Below are 5,947 nucleotides of genomic sequence, written 5' to 3'. Positions count from 1 at the left end.
GCGAACCGGAATTGCCAGCTGGGGCGCCCTCTGGGAAGGCTGGGAAGCCCTGCAAAGTAAACTGGATGGCTTTCTTGCCGCCAAGGATTTGATGGCACAGGGGATCAAGATCTGATCAAGAGACAGGAGTAACGGTATAGCGGAGAGCTTCGTGAAGACGATGAAGCGAGACTATATCGAGATGATGCCAAAACCGGATAGCCGAACAGCGGTAGGCAATTTGGCTATCGCGTTTGAGCATTATAACGAACACCACCCGCACAGCGCCTTGGGATACCGTTCACCCCGGGAATTTCTGCGCAGTCGGGTATCACAATCCTAAGCGGGAAAAAGTGTCTGGACCTATGGGGTCAAATCCAGGAGGATATCTTTCCTCACTTGATCGCAAGGAGTGCAATCAAGGACTACTTATCATGGATGGAAGCACAGCCTATTATGCAAAAAATTCCTATTAATCGGCGTAAATACAATAAGTTAGTCGCCAATGAAATGCTGGAAGATTTCGCGCTGCGCTTTACCTCGAAACGTGCCCGCAAATGGTCAGCAACCTGGATAGCCAATAGCGCGTTGGGCATTGTCTCGTTTCTGGTTCTGGAAGCGTTGGGCGGTTCCATCACCCTCTCTTATGGTTCCATCAATGCGCTGTGGGCTATCGCGGCTGTTTCGGTCGTCGTGATTTTCAGCGGGATTCCAATCTGCTATTACGCTTCCAAATATGGTGTAGACATTGACTTGCTCAGCCGAGGCGCTGGGTTTGGCTATATTGGTTCCACTATTATTTCGCTGATTTACGCCTCGTTCACTTTTATCTTTTTCGCGCTGGAAGCCGCGATCATGTCGATGGCGTTGGAACTGCTGTTGGGCATTCCACTATTTTGGGGCTATATCATCAGTGCGGTGGCCGTGATCCCCCTCGTGCTCTTTGGCATCACCAATATCAGCCGTTTTCAGATGTTGTCGCAGCCACTGTGGCTGACGATGCAGATCGTTCCTTTGTTCTATGTATTCAGCCACCCCGACTCACAACTCGACAGTTGGCTGGCTTACACGGGTATTAATCAACATGGTGGCAGCTTTAACTGGTTACTGTTTGGCAGCGCATCCGCCGTATTACTGGCAGTCATTGCCCAATTAGGCGAGCAAGTCGACTTTCTGCGTTTTCTGCCAGAGCAAAAAAAAACAGGTCGTCTCAAATGGTGGTTGGCGATGTTATTTGGCGGGCCGGGTTGGATGCTATTTGGTGCAGCCAAACTCGCCCTTGGCAGCTATCTGGCGTGGCTGGCCATCAGTCATGGGTTTTACCCCAAAGAAGCAAGTGACCCTGCGCATATGTACCTAAATGCATTTAGTTATATGACGGAAAACACCAAGCTGGCGCTGCTGGCTGCCGGTGTATTTGTCATTATGTCACAGCTTAAAATCAACGTCGCGAATGCCTATGCTGGCTCATTAGCCTGGTCGAACTTCTTCTCTCGGCTGACCCACAACCATCCGGGCCGTGTGGTCTGGATGGTGTTTAATGTCGTCATTGCGCTCTTATTGATGGAGCTCGGCATCTACCAGCTGCTGGAAAAAACCCTGCAAGTTTATTCCGTATTGGTATTGGCGTGGATCGGCAGTTTAGTTGCCGACTTACTGATCAACAAACCGCTGGGTTTAAGCCCGCCGGGTATCGAGTTTAAACGCTCGAAACTGTATGACATTAATCCGGTTGGTCTTGGCTCGATGATCATTGCGTCATCCATTGGAATAGCCGCCCACCTCGATGTGTTTAATGAAGCCATCAAAGCGTTTGCTTCCTATATCGCTTTTGCCTTGCCATTTATCACCGCACCGCTGATTGCGTGGCTAACCAAGGGCAAATTTTATCTGGTCAACGCCAAGACTCACATTCATACACATCACGATCATGAACTCGCCTGTTCTGTGTGTGAAAATGCTTACGAGCCGGAAGATATGACCCATTGCCCTGTTTATGGCGGTCACATCTGCTCGCTCTGTTGCTCGCTCGATGTGCGCTGTGAAGATAAATGCCGCCCCCAGGCCACCATACATGAGCAGATACACACACTACTGCATCCGTTTCTTCCAGATGAGTTACTACATAAACTGTCCAGCCCCATCAGTCAGTTTATGATTGTGTTAGCCATCGTCAGCAGTTTTATGGCGGCCATTTTCATGATCGCCTACAGCCAAATTCCCGCGCTGGCACCCGATAACATGCACACCATCACCGGTGGCATGTTCAAAGCGTTCGTGATGCTACTGATTCCGGTTGGCATTATCAGTGGCCTGTTTGTGCTGGCACGTAACACCAGTCGTAATGCCATCACCGAGCTGAAAGCCCACACCCAACTGTTAACTCATGAGATCAGTGCGCACGAGAAAACATCCCGAGAATTAGAACAAGCCAAAAAGTCAGCAGAAACCGCCAATAACGCTAAAAGCCGCTACCTCGCCGGGCTGAGCCATGAATTACGCACGCCGCTGAATGTCTTGCTGGGTTACGCCCAATTATTAAGTGACGATCGCAAGCTGGATCACCAAACCCGTGAATATGCCCACATTTTACGGCGTAACGGGAAACACCTCTCAGACCTGTTGGAAGGGTTACTGGAGATCTCCAAAATTGAAGCGGGTCGTCTTGAGCTGCAACGCGTTGAATTTAATCTGGCAACCATGCTCAATGAGCTGGCCGAGATGTTTAGTATGGAAGCCTCTCAGAAAGGGCTCGAATTTGAATACATCTCCTGCGTGAATCTGCCCGTCTACATCGCCACCGATAAGCAACGCCTACGACAGATACTCATCAACTTGCTGAATAACGCGATCAAATATACTCGTGAAGGGAAAGTGATTTTCCGCGTCACTTACCGCAATCAGGTAGCTCGTTTCTCCGTACAAGACACTGGCATCGGGCTATCCGAGCACGACATCCAGCAGATTTTTAACCCGTTTGAGCGCATTCAGACCCAAAGCACGCGCGCTATCCAAGGCACAGGACTTGGTCTGACGATTTCTCACGCGCTGGCCAACCTGATGGGCGGTGATATCTCCTGCCAAAGCCAGCCGGATGTAGGCAGTAATTTCACGCTGACCATGATGATGTCTGCGGTAGAAAGCCCGGTCTCGGTTCCCGTTCTGATTAACCAGAATATTACCGGTTACACTGGCGCACGGCAGACCATTCTGGTGGTTGACGATATTGCCGATCAACGCAATCTGGTGAGTAACATTCTCACACCGCTTGGTTTCAACATACTGCAGGCAAATGGGGCTTCAGAAGCGCTTAAGATGGCAGCGAGCCATACCATTCATCTTTATATTCTTGATATCACAATGCCCGAAGTCAGTGGATGGCAACTGGCGATCCAGCTGCGACAAAAAGGCATCCGCAGCCCAATTATGATGCTTTCCGCGAACATTCATGAGTTGGAAAAAAGCAACGTGCTCGCCAAATATCACAATGATTACCTGAGCAAGCCCATCTCTCGTGAACAACTGTTGACCAAGCTAAGCAATTTATTGCCGGTGGACTGGCTTTTTGAGGAAGAACCCGAGGATAAACCAATCACCACCGGTTTGGATGCAACCGCTGACCCCTCAGCGATCCCTTCGCGTGAAGAGCTAGCACAGTTAATCAATTATGCCGAAATTGGCTTTATGTCTGCATTCCTAAAGAAGCTTGATGAAATTATCCATTCCGGTGCCAGCACAGAGGCTTTTTTCGGTTCGATACGCAGCGATGCATCGCAATGTAAATTTGAAAAAGTCGTACATAACCTGAACGAGTTGATAAATGAGCATTATTGAATTCAGTAACATCATTGTCTTAGTGGTCGATGACTCGCCAGAGTCGCTCGGCATGCTTAACGCCACGCTCAATAAAGCGGGGTTGACTGTGCTGGTGGCGCTCAGTGGTGCACAAGCATTGGCGATTGTGGAAAAAGTGCAGCCCGATGTGGTGTTGCTGGATGCGATCATGCCGGAAATGGACGGGTTTGATACGTGCCAGAAACTGAAAGAAAAGCTCCCCTCCACCCCTATTTTATTTATGACCGGCCTTAACGATTCAGAGCATGTCATTCATGGTTTTGAGGTGGGTGGTGTCGATTACATCACCAAACCGGTTGTGCCAAATGAAGTGCTGGCGCGAATCAAGGTGCACAGCCATAACGCCAAACTGGCGAAATCGGCACAATTTGCCCTCGATTATGCCGGGCAATATGTCTTCTGCGTATCAAAACAGGGGCGCTTGGAGTGGGCTACGCCTTACGCACAAGAGCTGATCGGCAAGATAAATGGCGATATTCTGGAAACGTGGAAAAGCATTCAACCCGACATCGCCCGCTGGATCACATCCGAACATCGGAAAGAACCTCTGCAACTGAACCAGTTTACCCCGCCGATTCAAGCTGAATATGCCGGTGAATATGATCAGCTGCATGCATTGATCCGTTTGGTCACGCCGAAAAAACGCGGTACAGAAGAAGATTTGCAACGCGAACTTAATCTCACTAAACGCGAATCTCAGGTGCTTTATTGGCTCTCTTTCGGCAAAACCAATTGGGAGATCGCCACTATTCTTGAAATGAGCCACAGAACAGTGAACAAACATCTTGAGCAGATCTACAAAAAGCTCAATGTTGATAACCGCACTGCAGCAGCAAGTATTTCACTGCGGTTACTCGATAGCTCACATGCCAGCTAAACGATCTACTCGCGACATTGCTTCACGCATCATTAATGCCGTCAGTAAGCGTCAAATTCTGATCCAGGCAACCGTTGTTAATGGCCGTTCCGAGACGCCTAAAACCCAATCGTCCTACCGAGCTATCCAGATGTCGGAGCCCGTCTATGAAGCATTGCTTAGGGAAGGTGCGAACAAGTCCCTGATATGAGATCATGTTTGTCATCTGGAGCCATGGAACAGGGTTCATCATGAGTCATCAACTTACCTTCGCCGACAGTGAATTCAGCAGTAAGCGCCGTCAGACCAGAAAAGAGATTTTCTTGTCCCGCATGGAGCAGATCCTGCCATGGCAAAACATGGTGTGTACAGATCTAGGGAAAGTGCGAACAAGTATCCCACGAACAAAAAATGAAAATTTTAGTCATTTAATATCAATGGGTTACCAGTAAATGCTCTCGTGCCATATGACTTATTCGCACCTTCCCCAGAGGGGATCATTCGCTATGCCTTCTTGTTGATTTCCCAAAGCTTAAAATTAAACGCTACCATAAACAGCAACATGTAGTGGTCTAATCATCCCGGACACCGTTTTAGGTGGTACAGTCGCCACCATGACTTGAGGTGTTCAATGACAAGATTACGTCGCTCATTTACTGCTGAATTCAAACTCGAAGCCGCATCCCTGGTGCTCGACCAGGGATACTCTGTCCCCGAAGCCAGCCGTTCACTGGATGTCGGTGAAACCATACTTCGCCGATGGGTTCAGCAGCTTCAATCCGAACGAACCGGCACCACCCCTATCGGCAAAGCGCTGACCCCGGAGCAGCAGAAAATCCAGGAGCTGGAAGCCCGCATCAACCGGCTCGAGCGCGAAAAGGACATTCTAAAAAATGTATGGTCTGCTCCTTATCTGCAAGCTTGAACTGATTTCCAGAAGTCGTTTGCGTCAATGTATCCGGCCTATCTGTGAGCCGTTTTCCGGCTCTGGCCTTGATGGGATCCGCACGTCGTCGTCCTAATAAAGCTACCAGTCATGAGAGACTGCTTTTTTAGCCAGGCTGCAACGTCGTGGGGTGAACGCTTCTGTCATCTGTTTTTGGCTCGCAAAACCGGGTATGAGTTATATCTGCGTATTCCGGCGAAGTTGAACAGCCATTCCGGCCAACGTGAACACCCTGATCCTTAACGCGCTCACGTCACCCCGTTTCTAACTCGAGTGTTCAGATTGGGTCAACTCACTTCTCCTCTTTCTCA

2 protein-coding genes and 3 pseudogenes are annotated in these 5,947 nt (G+C 49.3%); all 5 read left to right on the top strand.

The window, feature by feature from the left end:
* Positions 1 to 124: 124 nt before the first annotated feature.
* Positions 125 to 316 (top strand): annotated as a pseudogene (locus C3418_RS22490) (integrase core domain-containing protein); the annotation flags it as partial.
* 101 nt (positions 317 to 417) lie between these two features.
* On the top strand, positions 418 to 3,813 hold the full coding sequence (locus C3418_RS22485; protein ID WP_103859315.1) for an ATP-binding protein: 3,396 nt from the start codon (positions 418 to 420) through the stop codon (positions 3,811 to 3,813).
* Entirely contained in the window at positions 3,800 to 4,711 is a 912-nt protein-coding gene (locus tag C3418_RS22480) for a DNA-binding response regulator (protein WP_053288391.1), read from the top strand. The genes C3418_RS22485 and C3418_RS22480 overlap by 14 nt, the downstream gene beginning before the upstream one ends.
* Positions 4,712 to 4,941: 230 nt before the next feature.
* A pseudogene (locus tag C3418_RS22470) lies at positions 4,942 to 5,052 on the top strand (IS5/IS1182 family transposase); the annotation flags it as partial.
* Between the two features lie 269 nt (positions 5,053 to 5,321).
* A pseudogene (locus tag C3418_RS22465) lies at positions 5,322 to 5,582 on the top strand (transposase); the annotation flags it as partial.
* Positions 5,583 to 5,947 lie beyond the last annotated feature (365 nt).

This window comes from Aeromonas sp. ASNIH8, assembly GCF_002919855.1.
Taxonomy (GTDB): domain Bacteria; phylum Pseudomonadota; class Gammaproteobacteria; order Enterobacterales; family Aeromonadaceae; genus Aeromonas; species Aeromonas caviae.
This window is presented reverse-complemented; position numbering and strand designations above follow the sequence as displayed.

What these genes read in the sequence shown, in the direction of transcription:
- C3418_RS22485 (WP_103859315.1), top strand. Translation starts at nt 418, where the DNA reads ATGGAAGCACAGCCTATTATGCAAAAAATTCCTATTAATCGGCGTAAA.
- C3418_RS22480 (WP_053288391.1), top strand. Translation starts at nt 3,800, where the DNA reads ATGAGCATTATTGAATTCAGTAACATCATTGTCTTAGTGGTCGATGAC.